Origin of the sequence: Rhodomicrobium sp. R_RK_3 (assembly GCF_002198715.1) — a bacterium.
In the GTDB taxonomy this organism is placed as follows: Bacteria; Pseudomonadota; Alphaproteobacteria; order Rhizobiales; family Rhodomicrobiaceae; genus R-RK-3.
Map to the genome: position 1 here is coordinate 24,402 of NZ_MWLK01000027.1, position 16,942 is coordinate 41,343.

Annotated in this window: 14 protein-coding genes; 11 read left to right on the top strand and 3 right to left on the bottom strand. The window is 65.3% G+C overall.

The annotated features are described in order from the left end of the window. The first annotated feature begins 16 nt into the window (after positions 1-16). The gene (locus BLEFHOIH_RS15315) at positions 17-1,699 is read left to right on the top strand and encodes an ATP-binding protein (RefSeq protein WP_088346897.1); all 1,683 of its coding nucleotides are present in this window, start codon (positions 17-19) and stop codon (positions 1,697-1,699) included. A gap of 8 nt (positions 1,700-1,707) precedes the next feature. Here the strand turns inward: BLEFHOIH_RS15315 and BLEFHOIH_RS15320 are convergent, their stop codons facing one another. Continuing rightward, positions 1,708-2,106 carry a hypothetical protein gene (locus tag BLEFHOIH_RS15320; protein ID WP_170937179.1) on the bottom strand — a complete coding sequence of 133 codons (399 nt, stop codon included), beginning with the start codon at positions 2,104-2,106 and terminating at the stop codon, positions 1,708-1,710. A gap of 242 nt (positions 2,107-2,348) precedes the next feature. Here BLEFHOIH_RS15320 and BLEFHOIH_RS15325 point away from each other — a divergent pair, with 242 nt between their 5' ends. From BLEFHOIH_RS15325 to BLEFHOIH_RS15340, 4 genes are all read left to right on the top strand, one after another. Further along, positions 2,349-3,296: a cytochrome c peroxidase gene (locus BLEFHOIH_RS15325; RefSeq protein ID WP_245297029.1), complete on the top strand. Its 948-nt coding sequence runs from the start codon at positions 2,349-2,351 to the stop codon at positions 3,294-3,296. Further along, positions 3,293-5,788 (top strand): two-component system VirA-like sensor kinase, encoded by a 2,496-nt coding sequence (locus BLEFHOIH_RS15330; protein ID WP_088346900.1) that lies wholly within the window; start codon positions 3,293-3,295, stop codon positions 5,786-5,788. The genes BLEFHOIH_RS15325 and BLEFHOIH_RS15330 overlap by 4 nt, the downstream gene beginning before the upstream one ends. Before the next feature lie 221 nt (positions 5,789-6,009). Next, positions 6,010-6,708, top strand: a complete 699-nt coding sequence (locus BLEFHOIH_RS15335; protein WP_125461726.1) for a phospholipase — start codon at positions 6,010-6,012, stop codon at positions 6,706-6,708. Positions 6,709-6,751: 43 nt separating this feature from the next. Next, on the top strand, positions 6,752-8,848 hold the full coding sequence (locus BLEFHOIH_RS15340; protein WP_245297030.1) for an ATP-dependent helicase: 2,097 nt from the start codon (positions 6,752-6,754) through the stop codon (positions 8,846-8,848). Between the two features lie 221 nt (positions 8,849-9,069). On the opposite strand, the gene lhgO is transcribed toward BLEFHOIH_RS15340, so the two are convergent. Together lhgO and BLEFHOIH_RS15350 are read right to left on the bottom strand one after the other, a co-directional pair. Then, on the bottom strand, positions 9,070-10,293 hold the full coding sequence (lhgO, locus tag BLEFHOIH_RS15345) for an L-2-hydroxyglutarate oxidase (RefSeq protein ID WP_088346901.1): 1,224 nt from the start codon (positions 10,291-10,293) through the stop codon (positions 9,070-9,072). Positions 10,294-10,332: 39 nt separating this feature from the next. Next, complete coding sequence (locus BLEFHOIH_RS15350; protein WP_088346902.1) at positions 10,333-10,728, bottom strand: TIGR02300 family protein; 396 nt, start codon at positions 10,726-10,728, stop codon at positions 10,333-10,335. 209 nt (positions 10,729-10,937) lie between these two features. Here BLEFHOIH_RS15350 and aroA point away from each other — a divergent pair, with 209 nt between their 5' ends. The 6 genes from aroA to BLEFHOIH_RS15380 all read left to right on the top strand — a co-directional run bounded on the left by aroA (position 10,938) and on the right by BLEFHOIH_RS15380 (position 16,796). Continuing rightward, positions 10,938-12,269, top strand: coding sequence for a 3-phosphoshikimate 1-carboxyvinyltransferase (gene aroA / locus BLEFHOIH_RS15355; RefSeq protein WP_088346903.1), 1,332 nt, complete (start codon positions 10,938-10,940; stop codon positions 12,267-12,269). Next, positions 12,266-12,904: a (d)CMP kinase gene (gene cmk / locus BLEFHOIH_RS15360; RefSeq protein WP_088346904.1), complete on the top strand. Its 639-nt coding sequence runs from the start codon at positions 12,266-12,268 to the stop codon at positions 12,902-12,904. The genes aroA and cmk overlap by 4 nt, the downstream gene beginning before the upstream one ends. Before the next feature lie 181 nt (positions 12,905-13,085). Next, positions 13,086-14,834 carry a 30S ribosomal protein S1 gene (gene rpsA / locus BLEFHOIH_RS15365; protein WP_088346905.1) on the top strand — a complete coding sequence of 583 codons (1,749 nt, stop codon included), beginning with the start codon at positions 13,086-13,088 and terminating at the stop codon, positions 14,832-14,834. 212 nt (positions 14,835-15,046) lie between these two features. Beyond that, the gene (gene sppA, locus BLEFHOIH_RS15370; protein WP_170937180.1) at positions 15,047-16,018 is read left to right on the top strand and encodes a signal peptide peptidase SppA; all 972 of its coding nucleotides are present in this window, start codon (positions 15,047-15,049) and stop codon (positions 16,016-16,018) included. 35 nt (positions 16,019-16,053) lie between these two features. Further along, positions 16,054-16,395: an integration host factor subunit beta gene (ihfB, locus tag BLEFHOIH_RS15375; RefSeq protein WP_088346907.1), complete on the top strand. Its 342-nt coding sequence runs from the start codon at positions 16,054-16,056 to the stop codon at positions 16,393-16,395. Positions 16,396-16,421: 26 nt separating this feature from the next. Continuing rightward, positions 16,422-16,796: a lipopolysaccharide assembly protein LapA domain-containing protein gene (locus BLEFHOIH_RS15380; RefSeq protein WP_088346908.1), complete on the top strand. Its 375-nt coding sequence runs from the start codon at positions 16,422-16,424 to the stop codon at positions 16,794-16,796. The last annotated feature ends 146 nt before the right edge of the window (positions 16,797-16,942 follow it).

Below are 16,942 nucleotides of genomic sequence, written 5' to 3' on the forward strand. Positions count from 1 at the left end.
CCTCTCAGGGATAAGCGTGACCAAGGATAAAGGAGAGCCCGCGCCGTATCTGGTGACCTTCAGCGATGAAGTGCTCGCACTCGCTCAAGAAGCTGGCCGGGTCGGGATCTTCGAATGGCATGTGCCGGCCGGCACCCTGCTGGTCTCGCAGCAATTCCTCGTCATCTACGGGCTCGACTGCTTCGACGGCCGCCACGAGAGCTGGCTTGCCTGTGTCTTCCGCGAGGACGTCGCCCGCATCGTCGATCAGACCGAGAACGCGTTCAGGCGCCGGGACCGGGAAATGCTGATGGAGTTCCGCATCCTCCGGCCGGGCGATGGCGGCCTCGTCTGGATCGAGGCGCGCAGCATCATCTTTTACGACGCGGACGGCCGGGCGATCCGGATGGTGGGGGTCAATGCCGACATCACCGAGCGCAAGCGGGCCATCCTGCAGCTCCGCGCCTTCACCGAGACGATGGAGGAGGCCGTGCGCGAGCGCACGCGCGAACTGGTCGCCGAGAACGAAGCGCGGCGCAAGGCCGAGGAACTCTTGCGCCAGGCGCAGAAGATGGAGGTGGTCGGCCAGCTCACCGGCGGAGTCGCCCATGATTTCAACAATCTGCTGACCATCGTGCTGGGCGGCCTCGACATTATCGGCCGGCAATTGCCCGCGCTCGGCCCCTCCCCGGAGGCGGAACGCATCGCCAAAGCCCGCGACATGGCCGTCGAGGGCGCGAGGCGCTCGGCGACCTTAACCAGCCGGCTGCTCGCCTTTTCGCGCCGCCAGCCGCTCGATCCCAGACCGCTCGACGCCAACAAGCTGATCGCCTCGACCGGCGAGCTGCTGCACCGGACGCTCGGCGAGCAGATTGCGCTGGAGACGGTGCTGGCGGCCGGGCTCTGGCGCGTCCATGCCGACGCCAACCAGCTCGAGAACTCGCTCATCAACCTCGCCCTGAACGCCCGCGACGCCATGCCGACCGGCGGCCGCATGACCATCGAGACCGCCAATTGCCATCTGGACGGGGCCTATGTGGCCGGCATCGCCGAGCCGGTCGAGCCGGGGCAATATGTCATGGTCGCCGTGACGGACAGCGGGCTCGGCATGGACAAATCCACCCAGGAGAAGGCGTTCGAGCCGTTCTTCACCACCAAGGCGGTCGGCCAGGGCACCGGGCTGGGGCTGAGCCAGGTCTATGGCTTCGTGCGGCAATCCTCAGGCCATATCCGCATCTATAGCGAGCTCGGCGAAGGCTCCACGGTGAAGATCTACCTGCCGCGCTATGCCGGCGCCGAGGAGGCCGCGCCGTTCGTGCCGCCGGAGCTGACGGCGCGCGCGGGGGGAAGCGAGCTGATCCTGGTCGTCGAGGACGATGCGTCGCTGCGCGGCTATACCGTGCAAATCCTGACCGAACTTGGCTATGGCGTGCTGGAAGCCGCCGATGGGCGGATCGGGCTGAAGGTGCTTGCGGAGCGCGGCGACATCGACCTGCTCTTCACCGACATCGTCATGCCGGGCGGCCTGAATGGCCGCGAATTGGCGGATGAGGCGGTGAAACTGCATCCGGCGCTGAAGGTGCTGTTCACGACGGGCTATACGCGCAACGCCATCGTCCATCATGGCCGCCTCGATCCCGGCGTGCATTTTCTCGGCAAGCCGTTCTCATTCGACGAGCTGGCGCTGAAGATCCGGTCGGTGCTGGATGAGGACGGGTAGTGCGCCGCTCAATCCCCGCAGGCGCCGATCACGGCGCCGTCCTGGCAGAGGCAGCCGGCGGGGTCGGGCGGGCTGTCCGGTTCGCAATTTCTCCTCGCCTGCTCGAACATCGCTTGCGGAATGGAGCCGAAGCCGGGCACGTTCACCGCGCCGGGCATCCCCTTCACCCGCTTGACCGCCGCCGCCTCCAGCCAGCTCATTTCATTTTCGGTCTGGCACCAGCTCTTGCGGCAGAACGTGACGGAAACCACCTGACCGGCGGCGAATGAATGATCGCTCGCGCTTTGCTTGCTTGGCCGTGCATAAGCGGATGCGGGATCGGAGACGATATAGTTCTCTGATGCAGAGGCGGCGGCCATTGGCAGCATGGCCATAATCACCGCGAAAAAATAGACACCGTGATTCATCATCCCTCCCGAAATTGGCGTTCGATGACAGCCGGTCTAGCCGAAAGACAAGGGAAACTTCGGATTTGCGGCGCCATCGCCGTATCTAGACTTTGTTACCTGAAACCGCGGAACATTACAGATGTAACATAGTCGCCTACCGATGAAATCCGCATGTAACGCGGCTGCGCTACAACCCGCCCTCAACTGGGAGTGAAATAAGCCCGATGCGTGCGCGACCTGGCCGTAGCTGGTGGTGGATCATGCCGGCTCTGGCCCTCGGCGTGTTATGCGCCGGACCCGTGCGTCCCGCGGATTCGGCCGATCCCTTCCATCCGACCGCCCTCGACGAAATGCAAAGCGCCGGCCCCGTCGAGCCGATCACGCCCATTCCCGAGCCGCCCGCCGCCGACCCGCGCGTCGTCGCGCTGGGCGAGCGCCTGTTCCACGATGTCAGGCTGTCGGCGGGAGGAAAGAGAAGCTGCGCCACCTGCCACGACATCAATGGCAATGGCGCGAAACGTCCCGAGAACGCCGCCATCACCGACGACAAGCCTGGCGCGATGGATGTCTCGACCGTCTTCAACGCCTCGCTGAGCTTCCGCCTGAACTGGGAAGGCAAATTCCGCTCGCTGGAAGCCCAGGCCGAAGCCTCGCTGGACAGCCCGCACATGATGGGCGCCGGCGTCGACAGCGCCGTCGAGAAGCTGGCCGCCGATCCCGGCATGAGAAACGCCTTCCGCGAAGCCTATGGGCGCGGCCCCGACCGTGTCAGCCTGATCGACGCGCTCGCCGTCTATGAGCGCTCGCTGGTGACGCCGGGCAGCCGCTTCGACCGGTGGCTCGCCGGCGATCAGACGGCGCTATCCGAGCAGGAACAGCTCGGCTACCGGACCTTCAAGATGCTCGGCTGCATCTCCTGCCATCAGGGCGTCAATCTCGGCGGCAACCTGTTTCAGCGGCACGGCATATTCCGCCCGCTGGCCTCGCCCAAGCCGGAGATTTTGCGCGTTCCCGGCCTGCGCAATATCGCCACGACGGCCCCTTATTTCCACGACGGCAGCGCCGCCACGCTCGGCGATGCCGTGCGCCGCATGGGCGCCGCCCAGCTCAACTACGCTCTGTCGGATACCGAAGTCGACGCCATCGTCGCCTTCCTCGACAGCCTGACCGGCACCTATCGCGGCCGCCGGGTCGGAGGAACGCCATGAGACTGTCGTCGACCGCCGCCGCGGCCTCCTTCCTGCTGTTGCTGCTGAGCTGGCTCCTGGTGCGCGGCCTCAACCTGGATGCGCAATCGACCGTGCGGGCGATGCAGGCGCTCGACCGGCTGGCGGTGGCGCAAAGCGCGCTGCACCGCGACGTGCTGCGGGCGCGCTCCGGCCTGCTGCGCAATTACGATCCGCTGGTGAAGGAGAACGAGGCGACGCGCGCGGCGCTCGAATGCGTGCGCAATATCGGCGGCCAGCGGCCCGAATTCGCCAGCGCCATCGACACGCTGTCGGGGGCGGTCGATCAGCAGGAGCAGCTTGTCGAAAAGTTCAAATCCGCCAATTCCCTTTTGCAGAATTCGCTGGCCTATTTCGGTTTCTTCTCGACGCGCCTCAACATCGTCGACGGCGCGTCCGCCCCGCCGATCCCGGCGGTCAGCAGCCTCGCCGTCGCCATGCTGCACCTGACGCTCGACACCTCCGAGGCCGCCGCCCGCGAGGTGGAGGTCCTGCTCGACCAGCTCAGCGGCCAGGCCCTGCCGGTACACGATATCCGCGGCGTCGACGCGCTGCTGGCGCATGGGCGGATGCTGCAGCGCCTGCTGCCGGAGACCGACCGCATCCTGAAATCGCTGTTCCAGTTGCCGATCGAGGCCGATATCGGCAGCCTGCGCTCGGCGGTGCTCGAATTCCAGCGGGCATCCGAGGACAAGGCCCAGCATTACCGCGTGATGCTGTACGGCCTGTCGCTGCTGCTGCTCAGTTTCCTCATCTTCTTCGCCTTGCGACTGCGCTCGCGGGCACAGATTTTGAGCCGCCGCGCCGCGCTCGAACATACCATCGCCGGCATCTCGACCCGTTTCATCAATTCCCGCTCGCATGAGCTGGGCAATCATATCGAGGCGGCGCTCGGAGAACTCGCCGAGCGCATCGGCGCCGACCGTGCCTATTTCTCCAGCGCCGGCATCGAGGGCCGCTTCTACACCTGGTCCCGCGAAGGGGTCAGTTTCCCCGAAGGCTGGCCGCAGAACGCGCCATCCGTCCTCGCCAGCCTGTCGAAATGCGATGACGGCATCCTCCAGATCCCCGATGTCGACGCCATGCCGCGCGGCCCGGCCAGGACCGCGCTGAGCGCGGCGGGCATCGCGGGCTGGATCAGCGCCACGGCGCAGGGCGGCAAATGCGGCGGCGCCATGCTGGGCTTCGACGCCGTCTGGCCCCATGCCATCGCCACCTCCGGCGAGGTGACACTGCTGCGCATGGCCTTCGACGCCATCGCCCACGCCTTCGACCGCGAGGCCCTCGAGGCCGAACGTGACCGGGTGGCGGCGCATTTGCAGCGCGCGAGGCGGATGGAAACGGTCGGCGCGCTGGCGAGCGGCATCGCGCATAATTTCAATAATATCGTCGGCGCCATCCTGGGCTATACCGAGATGGCCCAGGGTCAGGCGCGGGCGACGGGCGGCCGCCTTGCCCACAGCATCGAGGAAATCCGCCGCGCCGGCGAGCGCGCGCGCGACCTCGTCGACCAGATCCTGACCTTCGGCCGCCGCCGCGACCCGAGCTTCACACGGCTGCAATTGAGCGACGTGCTGAACGAATCGCGCTCGCTGCTCACCGCCTCCTTGCCGCCGCAGGTCGAGCTGATGATCGAGGATGTGCCTGTCCCGGCGATCATTTCCGGCGAGGCCGGGCAATTGCAGCAGGTTATCCTCAATCTGTGCCGCAACGCCGCCCAGGCCATGAACGACAACGGCATGATCCGAATCGAGACCCGGCTTTTTCGCGGCATGGTGCCCCGTCTCAGCCACGGCTCGCTGCCGCCGGGCCGATATTGGGTCGTCTCCGTCGTCGACCAGGGCGGCGGCATGGACGAGTCCACGGCAAAGCGCATCTTCGAGCCCTTCTACACCACCCGCATGGGCGGTACCGGCCTCGGCCTCGCCACGGTGCGCGATATCGTCATGGACCACCGCGGCGCCATCGATGTGAAGAGCGCGCCTGGGGCCGGCAGCTCCTTCGAGGTCTGGCTGCCCTGCGCCGGGGCGGAATTGATCCAGGCGCCGGCAACGACGCAGCCGGTCAATGTCGCGCTCGGTCATGGCGAGGCGGTGCTGGTGGTGGCGGATGAGCGCGAAAGGCTGCTGCGCAACGAGGAAATGCTCGCCGCGCTCGGATACGAACCCGTCGGCTTCGTCAGCCCCTCCGACGCGCTCGCCGCCTGGAAGGCGAGCCCGAAGCGGTTCGACGCCGCGCTGGTCGGCCAGATCACCTCGGCCTGCGCCATTACGCTCGCCGGCCTGCTGCACGAGACCGCGCCGCAATTGCCGATCGTCATGGCGAGCGTCTCGAGCGACGAATATGATGTCGAGGCGCTGATCGAAGCCGGGGTGTTCGACCTCGTCCGCCAGCCGCTGGCCTCGGCGGAACTTGCCGGCGTGCTGGCGCGCTCGCTCGCCCGCTCGCGGCCCCCGATGCTGGCGCGCTCCTAGAGCGGGATGAGGTAAAGCGGGGACCGGTTTGCCGCTCGTCATCCCGCTCTACATGCAAGAACGAGATCAGGTTCAGGATTTTGGGTTGAGTCCAATCCAAAAGCATCGTGATCTAGGGCCGCTGACGCGCGGGGCTCGGCGCGACGGGGCGCAATCGTAATGGGAACCATTCGCCCCCGCGCCACCTTTTGTCCGGACCAGCGAAACAAGGCTCGGACATCATGGACCGGAACCCGACGTCCCCGTTGCGCGAGCGCGCTTCATCGCGCAGCGCTCTGAGCGTGGCGCCCGCCCAGCCCACCGCGCGGCCCCTGCCGTCCGGGCTGCAATGGCCATTCGGCAGCGGCGGCAAGGGACCCGCGCTCTTCGTCCCCGCCGATCTGCCCGCCGGACCGCTGCCGCTGGCCGTGCTTCTGCACGGCGCGACCTCCACCCCGCAGCGCGTGCTGTCGCGCATTCAGGACGAAGCCGAGCGGCAAAAAACCCTCATCCTGGCGCCGAAATCGCACGCCACGACATGGGACGCCATCGGCGGCGCCTTCGGCCCCGATGTCGTCGCGCTCAACCGTGCCCTGGCCTATCTCTTCGACCACTTCCCCATCGATCCCGCGCGCATCGCGCTGGCAGGATTTTCCGATGGTGCCACCTATGCGCTTTCGCTCGGGCTCGCCAATGGCGACTTCTTCCGCTTCATCCTCGCTTTCTCGCCCGGCTTCGTCATCCCGGGCCTGCGCCGGGGCCGGCCCTCGATCTTCATCTCCCACGGCACGCAGGATGCGATCCTGCCGATCCGCCTCTGCAGCCGTGAGATCGCCCCGGCCCTGCGCCGCGAGGGCTACGGCGTCGACTACCGCGAATTCGTCGGCGGCCACGGCGTTCCGCCCGAGATGGCGGCGGCGGCGCTCGGCCTCCTCGCCTGATTAGGCCCGGCTTGCGAACAAAACAAGAATCAGCAATCCTTACGTGTTTTCACGGGGGGACCGTCCGCTGCTTGCCGCCGCCTATCTCGACAAGCTCAATCCGGAGCAACGGCGCGCCGTCGAACATGGCGTTTCGGCCGATGGCATTGCGCGCGCGAGGCCGCTGCTGGTCATAGCCGGGGCGGGATCGGGCAAGACCAACACGCTCGCCACCCGCGTCGCGCATCTGATCGCCGGCGGCACCGATCCGCGCCGCATCCTGCTGCTGAGCTTCTCCCGCCGCGCCGCCGCCGAAATGACCCTGCGCGCCGGGCGCATCCTCAACGAGGTCATGCGCCAGAATGCTGGCGTGACGATCGAGGCCCTGAGCTGGGCGGGCACCTTCCACGGCATCGGCGCGCGGCTGTTGCGCGAATATGCGGAAGAAATCAGCCTCGACCCCGCCTTTACCGTGCATGACCGCGAGGACAGCGCCGATCTGATGAACCTCGTCCGGCATGGCCTCGGCTTCTCCAAGACCGAGACCCGTTTCCCGACCAAGGGCACATGCCTTGCCATCTATTCCAAATGCATCAATGCCGAAATGGCGATCGGCGATGTGCTGCGCAGCACCTTCCCCTGGTGCGCGGACTGGGCCGAGGAGCTGAGGGAGCTGTTTGCCGGCTATGTCGAGGCCAAGCAGCGCCAGCGCGTGCTCGATTACGACGACCTCTTGCTCTATTGGGCGCAGATGGTCGGCGATGCCTCGATCGCGGAGGATATTGGCGGGCGGTTCGATCATATCCTTGTCGATGAATATCAGGACACCAACCGGCTGCAATCCTCGATCTTGCTCGGGCTGAAGCCGGATGGCATCGGCCTCACGGTCGTCGGCGACGATGCGCAGTCGATCTACTCCTTCCGCGCCGCCACTGTGCGCAACATCCTGGATTTTCCGGCGCAGTTCAGCCCGCCTGCCGAGATCGTCACGCTGGAGCGCAATTACCGCTCCACCCAGCCGATCCTGGCCGCCGCCAATGCCGTCATCGATCTGGCCAAGGAGCGCTTCACCAAGAACCTGTGGAGCGAGCGCGCCGCCGACACGCGGCCCCAGCTCGTCAGCGTCCGCGACGAGGCCGATCAGGCGCGCTATATCGCCGAGCGGGTGCTGGAGAACCGCGAGACCGGCGCGACCTTGAAGCAGCAGGCGGTGCTCTTCCGCACCTCCTCGCATAGCGGGCCGCTCGAGGTCGAGCTGACGCGCAGCAAGATCCCGTTCGTGAAATTCGGCGGCCTGAAATTCCTGGACGCCTCGCATGTGAAGGACATGCTGGCGCTGATGCGCTTCGTCGAGAACCCGCGCGATCAGGTGGCGGGATTCCGGCTGATGCAGTTGATGCCGGGCATCGGCCCGGTCTCGGCGCAGCGGGTGCTGGACGAGATCGCCCGCGCCGCCGATCCGATCGGCGCGCTCGCCGCCTTGCCCACGCCGCCCCGCGCCGATGAGAGCTGGCGGCTCTTCGCCGAAACGGTGACGCTGCTGCGCTCCGGGAGGCCCGGCTGGCCTGCGGAGCTGGAGCGCGCCCGGCTCTGGTACGAGCCGCATCTGGAGCGGCTGCACGAGGACGCCGAAATGCGCCGCGCGGACCTCCTGCAATTGGAGCAGATCGCCAGCGGCTATGCCTCGCGCACCCGCTTCCTCACCGAGCTGACGCTCGACCCGCCCGACGCCACCAGCGACCAGGCCGGCGTGCCGCTGAAGGACGAGGATTATCTGATCCTATCAACGATCCACTCCGCCAAGGGCCAGGAATGGCGCTCGGTCTTCGTGATGAATGTGGTCGATGGCTGCATTCCGTCCGACCTCGGGGTCGGCAGCTCGGCCGAGATCGAGGAGGAACGGCGGCTGCTCTATGTGGCGATGACGCGGGCGAAGGATGATCTGCACCTGATCGTGCCGCAGCGGTTTTTCAAGCATAACCAGAACGCGCTCGGCGACCGGCATGTCTATGCCTCGCGCAGCCGCTTCATTCCGCACAATCTGCTGGCGCTGTTCGAGCGCACCGGATGGCCGGTCGCGGGGTCCGAGGCCGCGCGCGCGGCGGCGCGGCAGAGCGCCAGGATCGACGTCGGGGCGCGCATGCGGGGAATGTGGCGCTGATCTTGAGCGGGAGCCATGTCATATGGAACGTCAGGCGCGACGCATCCGCCTTTTGTCTTTCCCGCGAAGGCGGGAATGGCAGCCGCGTCCACGGGCAGGCTGCTCAAGGATGCTGGATTCCCGCCTTCGCGGGAATGACAGACAACCGATAGCGCCGATTTATTCCGTCACAGCCGATCCCGCTCTAAGTCCGGAAGCCGCGTCGCGGAGGTCCCGCCGCCCTACGCCCGGGCCGCCGCGTTCAGCCGCGCCGTCATCTTCTTGGCGACGCGCTCGACGATCAGGCGGCCGATGGGGAGGGAGGAGGTCGCCGCCGGGGAGGGCGCGTTGCAGACATGCAGCATCCGGGGCGTTTCCTCGAACAGGAAATCATGCAGCAGCGTGCCGTCGCGCAGGATGACCTGGGCGCGGATGCCGGCCTCGTAGGGGAGCAGATCGGACAGCGTCAAGCTGGGGCAATATTTCTGGCACTCGGCCAGATAGCGGCTCGGCGAGAGCGAGTTGCGCATTTCGGCCAGCCCCGCGCCGAGATGCTTGCGGGTAAAGCGCCAGAAGCCGGGAAAGCGCATGAAGTCGGACGAATCGCGCGGGGAAAAGGAGAATTTCCTATAGCCCTCGCGCGCCCAGCCGAGCACGGCGTTCGGCCCGACCGTGACGCTGCCGTCGATCATGCGCGTCAGGTGGATGCCCAGGAACGGCAGCGCCGGATCAGGCACCGGGTAGATCAGCGAATGGACGATGTCGTTCTTTTCGGGCGGCAGTTGGTAATATTCGCCGCGGAAGGGGACGACCCGAAAATCGGCGGCGACGCCGGCCATCCGCGCCAGCCTGTCCGATTGCAGCCCGCCGCAGACGATGAGCTGGCGCGCCCGCCATTGCCGCTCGCCCGCCGAGACCGTGACATATTCGATGCCCTCGGCAATCGCCGTCACTTCGGCGCCGAACACCACCTCGCCGCCACCCTTGCGGATGTCGTCGGCCATGGCGGCGCACATCTGCTTGTAGCCGACGATGCCGGTGCTCGGCACCCAGATCGCGCCGACGCCGTCGATATTGGGCTCGCGCCGGCGCAGTTCGGCCGCGTCGAGCTTTTCCGCCGGAACCTTATTCTGCTTAGAGCGCTCGAACAGCGCATCCATGCGGACGCGCTCGGCCTCGTTGGTCGCGACGATCAGCTTGCCGCACTGGATGTAGGGCAGGCCATGCGCCTCGCAAAAGGCGATGGTCTCGACGACGCCCTGGCGCGACAGCTCGGCCCGGAAACTGCCGGGCGCGTAATAGATGCCGGAATGGATGACGCCGCTATTATGGCCGGTCTGGTGGCGCCCGACGCCCTCCTCCTTTTCGAGGAGGAGGATGCTGGCGCCGGGATGCACCTCGCCGAATTTGAGGGCGCTGGCCAGCCCGACGATGCCGCCGCCGATGACGCAAAGATCGTAGATCATCGCGCCGCCCGGCGGGCCGTCATCGCCACGGAAGGCCGCTTAGACCTCTTCGTCATCTTCGCGCGGGCCGCCGACGATCCCGGTCACGTCGCCGCCGTCGTCGTCTTCCTCGACTTCGATGAAGGCTTCGTCATCCTTGAGGTCGGTGTCGTCGTCTTCGAGCACGACCAGCTCGCTATCCTCAAGATCGGGCACTTCTTCCTCGGCCGCGACCTCGTCGAGAGAGACGATATCGACCGGCGCGGCCTTGCCGATCACATCATCATCGTCATCATCGACCGTATTGCCGGCGGGAGCAGCCTTATGCTTGCCCTCCTGCTGCTGGAAGATTGCCTGGCAGATCGGGCAGGTTATCGGGTCCCGATTGAGGTCATAGAATTTGCTTCCGCAGTTTTGGCAGACCCGCTTCGTCCCTCGGGCAGCTTTTATGGACATCAAATCGCCTCGTAAAACGTCGCTCGGACTTTTTGGGGGGAATGAACCAATTGCATAGGCATGGACGGCGCATCCTGTCAAAGGCAAATGATCGCGCCTGTGCGCCGCAGCGATTGAGAATTGACAGACCGCCCGTCTGACGGCTCTATGGCGCCACTGAGGCTTCTTGCAGAACGCCCATTCTTTGCTCAACGCACGGGCCTTTCGTCATGCCAATGCTCGCCGCCGCTCAATCGGGGCCGCTCTCCGGCCGCGCCAAGGTGCCTGGGGACAAATCCATATCGCATCGGGCGCTGATGTTCGGCGCTCTCGCCATCGGGGAAACCCGGATCACCGGGCTTCTGGAGGCGGGCGATGTGCTCGCCACGGCCCGGATCGTCGGACAGCTCGGCGCGGGCGTGACCGGCGCGGACGGCGTCTGGACCGTCACCGGACGGGGCATCGGCGGGCTGGTCTCGCCGGAGGAAGCGCTCGATTTCGGCAATTCCGGCACCGGCGCGCGGCTGATGGCGGGCGTCGTCACCGGCCATCCCATCGAAGCCGTGTTTACCGGCGACGCCTCGCTTTGCCGCCGTCCGATGGGCCGCGTACTGAAGCCGCTGCGCCAGATGGGCCTCTCCATCGCCGAGGGCGACCGGGACACGCTGCCGCTCACCCTGCGCGGCACCGGCGACGTCATCCCGATTACGTACAAGCTGCCGGTGCCGTCGGCGCAGGTGAAATCGGCGGTGCTGATCGCGGGGCTCAGCGCGCCGGGCGAGACCACGGTCATCGAGGCCGAGGCGACGCGCGACCACACCGAAAAGATGCTCACCTATCTCGGCGCGCGAATCCGCATCGAGGATACCGATGACGGCCGCATCATCACGCTGACCGGCCAGCCGGTGCTGAAGGGCCGCCCGATCGAGGTGCCGGCCGATCCCAGCTCCTCGGCCTTCCCGGCCGCCGCCGCGCTGATCTGCCCCGGCTCCGATATCGTCATCGAGAACGTTCTCATTAACCCGACGCGCATAGGCTTCTACGAGACGCTGCTCGAAATGGGCGCCGATGTCAGCTTCGAGAACCGCCGCGAGCAGGGCGGCGAACCGGTCGCCGACATCCGCGTTCGCCATAGCAAGCTGAAAGGCGTCACCGTGCCGCCCGAGCGCGCGCCATCGATGATCGACGAATATCCGGTGCTGGCGGCGCTCGCCGCCTATGCCGAGGGCGAGACGCGGATGCTGGGCCTCGCCGAGCTGCGGGTGAAGGAGAGCGACCGGCTGTCCGCCACCGAGGCCGGGCTGAAGGCTTGCGGCGTCGATGTCACCACCGGCCCGGACTGGATGGCGGTGCGCGGCGGCAAGGGCGTTCCCGGCGGCGCGACCGTCGTCACCGACATGGATCACCGCATCGCCATGGCCTTTCTGACGCTCGGACTCGGCGCGCAATCGCCCGTCGCGGTCGATGATATTACGATGATCGAGACCAGCTTTCCCAATTTCGTCGCCCTGATGACCAGCCTCGGCGCCCGCCTGGAGCCGCACGGAGACGCCGGCGTATGATCATCGCCATCGACGGACCGGCCGCATCCGGCAAGGGCACGCTGGCCAAGCGCATCGCCCAGCATTACGGCCTCGCCCATCTCGACACCGGCATGCTCTATCGCGGCGTCGCGCGGGATATGCTGGCGGCCGGCATCCCGCTCGAAGACCAGACGGCGGCCGAGCACGCCGCTCGTTCGCTCGATCCGACGACGCTCGAAGATGCCGAGCTGCGCGCCCGCCATATGGGCGAAGCGGCCTCCGTCATCGCGCAATTCCCGGCCGTGCGCGCTGCCCTGCTCGAAGCGCAGAAGGCGTTCGCCGAACGACGATCCGGCGCGGTGGTCGAGGGGCGCGATATCGGCACGGTGATTTTCCCCAATGCCGACGTCAAGCTCTTCATCACCGCCGATCTTGCCGAACGCGCCCGCCGTCGCCATCTTGAGCTGACCACGCTGGGGGAGAGCATATCCGAGCAGGATGTCTTTGCCGATCTTGAGAAACGCGACCACCGCGACCAATATCGGACCGCCTCTCCGCTGCGCATGGCGGAGGACGCGTACTTGCTCGATACGACGAAATTGGATATAGAAGCAGCATTCTTCGCCGCCGTGAGATTGATCGACGCCGCGATTGGCCGCTCTTCGCCGCTCTAGACGGATTTTTGTCCTCTGAGTGCGACACTATCCAGAGTTGTCAGCGGGTGCTGCCCTGTCTTTCCGGCAACAAAGAGCACATGAATTGACGGATCGGTCCCCTCCTCGCCGGTAAGGAGAGGCTGGCCGCCTATTCCATTTGGCGCAATTGGCGCCGCACCAACGACCGGCAGGGACTTTAATGAGCTTACCGCAAGCAACCGAACAGGGAGCCAGGGAGTATAATCCGTCTCAGGAGGATTTTGCCGCTCTCCTCGAGGAATCCTTCCAAAAATCCGACATCGACGAAGGCGCCGTTGTCAAAGGCCGCATCGTCGCGATCGAAAATGATCTCGCCGTCATCGACGTGGGCCTGAAGACCGAAGGCCGGGTGGCGCTGAAAGAATTCGGCATCAATGGCCGCGCATCGACCGTCGCCGTGGGCGACGAGGTCGAGGTCTATCTCGAGCGCGTCGAAAATGCCATGGGCGAGGCTGTCCTGTCGCGCGAAAAGGCGCGCCGCGAGGAGAGCTGGAACCGCCTCGAAGAGAAATTCACGGCCAATGAAAAGGTCGAGGGCGTCATCTTCAATAAGGTCAAGGGCGGCTTCACTGTCGATCTCGACGGCGCCGTGGCCTTCCTTCCGGGCTCCCAGGTCGACATCCGCCCGGTGCGCGACATCGGCCCGCTGATGAACGTGCCGCAGCCTTTCCAGATCCTGAAGATGGACCGCCGCCGCGGCAATATCGTGGTCTCGCGTCGCTCCGTCCTCGAAGAGACGCGCGCCGAACAGCGCTCGGAAATCGTCGCCAAGCTCGAAGAGGGCCAGAGCGTCGACGGCGTCGTCAAGAACATCACCGATTACGGCGCGTTCATCGATCTGGGCGGCATTGACGGTCTCCTCCATGTCACCGACATGGCATGGCGCCGCGTCAACCATCCGAGCGAGATCCTGAATGTCGGCGACACGGTGAAGGTGCAGATCGTCCGCATCAATCCCGATACGCACCGCATCAGCCTCGGCATGAAGCAGCTCGAATCCGACCCGTGGGAAGGCATCGAGGCGAAATATCCGCTCGGCGCCAAGTTCACCGGCAAGGTCACCAACATCACCGATTACGGCGCTTTCGTCGAATTGGAGCCGGGTGTCGAGGGCCTGATCCACGTCTCCGAAATGAGCTGGGTGAAAAAGAACATTCACCCCGGCAAGATCGTCTCGACCAGCCAGGAAGTCGAAGTCCAGGTGCTGGAAGTCGACCCGAACAAGCGCCGCATCTCGCTCGGCCTGAAGCAGACCCAGGAAAATCCGTGGTCGGCTTTCGCGGAAAAATATCCCAAGGGCACCGAGCTCTCGGGGCAGGTCCGCAACGTCACCGAGTTCGGCCTGTTCATCGGCCTCGACGGCGGCATCGACGGCATGGTGCACCTGTCCGACCTCGACTGGAACAAGCCAGGCGAGGAAGCGCTCAAGGAATATAACAAAGGCGACGAAGTCCGCGCCGTGGTGCTCGACACCGACCCGGACAAGGAGCGTATCAGCCTGGGCATCAAGCAGCTCGGCACCGATCCGTTCCAGTCGGCCGGCGCGCTGAAGAAGGGCTCCGTGGTCACCTGCGAAGTCATCGAAGTCAAGGAAGGCGGGCTGGAAGTGAAAATTTCCGGCACCGATATGACCGCTTTCATCCGCCGCGCCGACCTCTCGCGCGACCGGTCCGAGCAGCGCCCCGAGCGTTTCTCGCCCGGCGACATGGTCGATGCGGTGATCCAGTCGATCGACAAGAACAGCCGCAAGATCGCCGTCTCCATCAAGGCGCTGGAAATCGCCGAGGAGAAGGAAGCCGTGGCGCAGTTCGGCTCGACCGACAGCGGCGCCTCGCTCGGCGACATTCTCGGTGCGGCCCTGTCGCGCGCCCAGGAAAAGGGCGAAGCCGACAAGGGCGACAAAGAGTAAAGTAACGCGTCCGGGAAGGCTCCGGGCTCCATCGGAGCCTTCCCGATTTCCGCCGACTGCGTATTGCGTAAGGCCCGCCGTTCGGCCGGAACGGAGACGGGCTTCTCGAAGTTTTTCCCAAAATTTGCTGCGTAGACGAAACACGCTGGACCGCGATCGCTTAATGGAAAATGATTAAGGTCCATGTTTCCGTTGAAGGAATTGGTCCAGTCATGACGCTTGATGCCGACAGCCTCGCCGAACGCCGCCGTCTCAAACGACGCCTCAGCTTTTGGCGGATCGGCGCCATAGTGCTCGCCGTCGCGGCCGTGGTCGGCTTCATCATCAGCCGCGACAAAGATATGCTCGCCGATCTCAGCTTCTCGCCGCATGTAGCGCGCGTCACCGTCGAGGGCTTCATCTCCGACAATCGAGAGCAGCGCAAGCTCATCAAGGCCGTCGGCGACAGCGATCAGGTGCGCGGCGTCATCCTCTATGTCGACAGCCCCGGCGGCACCACGGCGGGCGCCGAAGCGCTCTACAACTCCCTGCGCCGCCTCGCCGAGAAGAAGCCCGTCGTCGCCGTCTTCGGCACCGCCGCCACTTCGGCCGCCTATCTCGCCGGCATCTCCGCCGACCATATCGTGGCGCGCGGCAACACCATCACCGGCTCGGTCGGCGTCATCCTGCAATATGCCGAGTTCTCCGAACTTTTGAAGAATGTCGGCATCAAGGTCGAGGAAGTCCGCAGCGGCCCGCTGAAAGCCGTGCCCTCGCCCTTCACCGTGCCGGACCCGGCCGGCCGCGCCCTGGTGGAAGAACTTGTGAACGAATCGCGCAACTGGTTCGTCAACATCGTCACCGACCGGCGCAAGCTGGCCGAAGGATCGCTCGAGCAGGTCCGCACCGGCCGCATCTATACCGGCCGCCAGGCGCTCGAAATCGGCCTGATCGACGAGATCGGCGATGAAGAGAGCGCGCTGAAATGGCTGCAGGAAAAGCGCGGCGTCCCAAAAGACCTCGAAGTGATCGAGAAAAAGCCTGAAAGTACCTCTAGTTCTTTCTTTATGCGGAGCATGATGCAGGGGGCGGCTTCGCTGTTCGGCGGCGTTTTTGAACAGGCCGCTGAATTAATTGGGGACGCGACCCGGTTTAACCATCTTGACGGCCTCATTTCTGTTTGGCACCCTCAAAATCAACAATAAATTGAAGTAGATCGCCAAAGCCGGAACGGGCATCAATGATAAAATCGGAGCTTATCGAAAAGATCGCGGGCGAAAATCCGCATCTCTTCCAACGCGACGTCGAGCTTATTGTGAACGTAATTTTCGATGAGATTATCGATTCGCTCTCGAGGGGCGAGCGCGTCGAGTTGCGCGGGTTCGGCGCATTCTCGGTCAAGCGCAGGCCGGCGCGCGCCGGCCGCAATCCCCGCACCGGGGAGCAGGTCTTCGTCGAGGAAAAATACGTACCGTATTTTAAAACGGGTAAGGAATTGCGCTCCCGGATGAATAATGATTCAGAAACCAAATCCAAGGTAAAGTCGGCGCCGAAAGCGAAGAGCAAGAAAAAGAAAGCCTGATCTGCCAGCAAAAGCCGGAGCTGCCAATGCGATCGCTGCGTTATCTTATTCTTTTCCTCGTCGCCATCGTCGCGCTGGCCTTCGCCGTGGCCAACCGCCATCTGGTGCGATTCGTCTTCGACCCGATCGCTGGACCCAACAGTGTCTTCGCCTTCGACGCGCCGCTCTTCGTCTTCCTGTTCGGCGCGCTGCTCGTCGGCTTCCTGATCGGCGCCGCCGCCGCCTGGCTCGGACAGGCCCGATGGCGCACCGCCGCCCGCCGCCGCGCCCATGAGCTGTTCGAGCTGAAGAAGGAGAATGAGCGGCTGACCCGGCATCTGCGCGTCATGGAACGCGCGCCGCAGCAGCTCCGCGCCTTCACCTCGCAGACGGACATCCAGGAACGGCCCCGGATTCACTAGGGTTTTCCCTTATCGTCGTCCCGGACGGCCTTCAGGCCGAGCGGGGATCCAATGGCCCATCAGCACCCCCATGCCCCGCCGCGAGGCGAGCAGGCCCCGGCTCTGACGGCCGGGGCGACGGTGTGGCAGATCAATGGCCGCCGAAT

Excerpts from the sequence above, each read along its gene's own strand:
- sppA (WP_170937180.1), top strand. The coding sequence starts at position 15,047 with ATGACGCTTGATGCCGACAGCCTCGCCGAACGCCGCCGTCTCAAACGA.
- BLEFHOIH_RS15325 (WP_245297029.1), top strand. The coding sequence starts at position 2,349 with ATGCCGGCTCTGGCCCTCGGCGTGTTATGCGCCGGACCCGTGCGTCCC.
- ihfB (WP_088346907.1), top strand. The coding sequence starts at position 16,054 with ATGATAAAATCGGAGCTTATCGAAAAGATCGCGGGCGAAAATCCGCAT.
- BLEFHOIH_RS15335 (WP_125461726.1), top strand. The coding sequence starts at position 6,010 with ATGGACCGGAACCCGACGTCCCCGTTGCGCGAGCGCGCTTCATCGCGC.
- lhgO (WP_088346901.1), bottom strand. The coding sequence starts at position 10,293 with ATGATCTACGATCTTTGCGTCATCGGCGGCGGCATCGTCGGGCTGGCC.
- aroA (WP_088346903.1), top strand. The coding sequence starts at position 10,938 with ATGCCAATGCTCGCCGCCGCTCAATCGGGGCCGCTCTCCGGCCGCGCC.
- BLEFHOIH_RS15350 (WP_088346902.1), bottom strand. The coding sequence starts at position 10,728 with ATGTCCATAAAAGCTGCCCGAGGGACGAAGCGGGTCTGCCAAAACTGC.
- cmk (WP_088346904.1), top strand. The coding sequence starts at position 12,266 with ATGATCATCGCCATCGACGGACCGGCCGCATCCGGCAAGGGCACGCTG.
- BLEFHOIH_RS15330 (WP_088346900.1), top strand. The coding sequence starts at position 3,293 with ATGAGACTGTCGTCGACCGCCGCCGCGGCCTCCTTCCTGCTGTTGCTG.
- BLEFHOIH_RS15320 (WP_170937179.1), bottom strand. The coding sequence starts at position 2,106 with ATGAATCACGGTGTCTATTTTTTCGCGGTGATTATGGCCATGCTGCCA.
- BLEFHOIH_RS15380 (WP_088346908.1), top strand. The coding sequence starts at position 16,422 with ATGCGATCGCTGCGTTATCTTATTCTTTTCCTCGTCGCCATCGTCGCG.
- rpsA (WP_088346905.1), top strand. The coding sequence starts at position 13,086 with ATGAGCTTACCGCAAGCAACCGAACAGGGAGCCAGGGAGTATAATCCG.